The following is a 1,094-nucleotide window of genomic DNA, read 5'->3' as shown; positions in this document are numbered from 1 at the left end:
TGACTCTGGAAACCAAGCTGCTTGAGATGTCGACGTCGTAGATGTCCTTGATGGTTTCGACAATCTCAGTAGTGGTTTGACCTTTGGCGTATGAGCGAGGATCAGCAAGTGTCTGGGAGACACTTGCCCGAAGCGCAAGACGGAAGGCTATGCCTGTAGTGAAATATGATTTTGTCATCAAGACCTGAAATACGGGTTTGATGCTTACTGACAAGTACAGGATCAAAGCTACTGTCGCGGTCTCTGGGGGTGGAGATCTCAAGCTCGCCTGTGTCGCTACGGACTCTCTTTTTAGTGTGCCCATTGCGCTTATTAGGCCTGTCTGCCTTTTCATGCTTGGGGTAGCCGAGATGCTCTTCCATTTCTGCTTCTAGGGCAGTGTCGATGAAGGACTGCATGAGCTGCTTTTGAAAGTCTTTGATGTCATCGAAGCTTTTCATGCTGCTGGCCATTTGCTCAGCCAGTTTCTTGATGTCAGATTGGTTAGTCATTGCTTATTCTCCTGTTAGTGGATTATAAGCAGTTACACACTTTTTAGGAAAGGCTCAACATCACTCAAAAGCTTTGCATGTTTTTTATCCACTGCCTTACTTATGGTAAGGGTTCCTAATGGCTCATCAGCTATTAGCATCAGAGTAACGAACTGCATCACACGATCATATAATTTTGGATTTTCCGTCATCTCATTGTAAAAAGCGTATGCTTGATCGCTTGTGCAGAAGTTTTCAAACAAAGTAAATGCACGAGCTACCATTTCCGCAACGCTATGATCATTTTCTGCAAATTTAATGGCTATCGTATTTCTTGCAAGTGGTAGCATCACAGATAAAGCGCCTTCACTATCTGCCACTACACCATCGACCATATACGGCTCTATATCTGCGTCAAAACTTGATAGCGCAGCTTTGTGGCTTTCAATAAACATAACCTATTACCCATGATAGTGTGGATTACTTCCACCAGTAGCATGACTATTGTCATCTAGTAGCGAATCCTGTTCTCTATAATTAGCCAGAGAGTCAGATTGCGTTTGGTTATTGCTATCAATATTTCTGCCTTCAACGCCTGTATTTTGAGCAGTAGCTTCTTTATTA

The 1,094-nt window shown here is 43.3% G+C and carries 1 protein-coding gene and 1 pseudogene; both read right to left on the bottom strand.

Translation table 11 applies throughout. The features are described from left to right. Positions 1-491: pseudogene (locus tag ACS8FC_RS14770) on the bottom strand (transposase); the annotation flags it as partial. A 32-nt stretch (positions 492-523) separates the two neighbouring features. Continuing rightward, positions 524-925: a hypothetical protein gene (locus ACS8FC_RS14765; RefSeq protein WP_439297325.1), complete on the bottom strand. Its 402-nt coding sequence runs from the start codon at positions 923-925 to the stop codon at positions 524-526. Between the last annotated feature and the right edge of the window lie 169 nt (positions 926-1,094).

This window comes from Psychrobacter sp. 1Y4, assembly GCF_051847555.1.
Note: the sequence above shows the minus strand (reverse complement) of the source record. Positions and strands in the feature narration are given on the sequence as shown.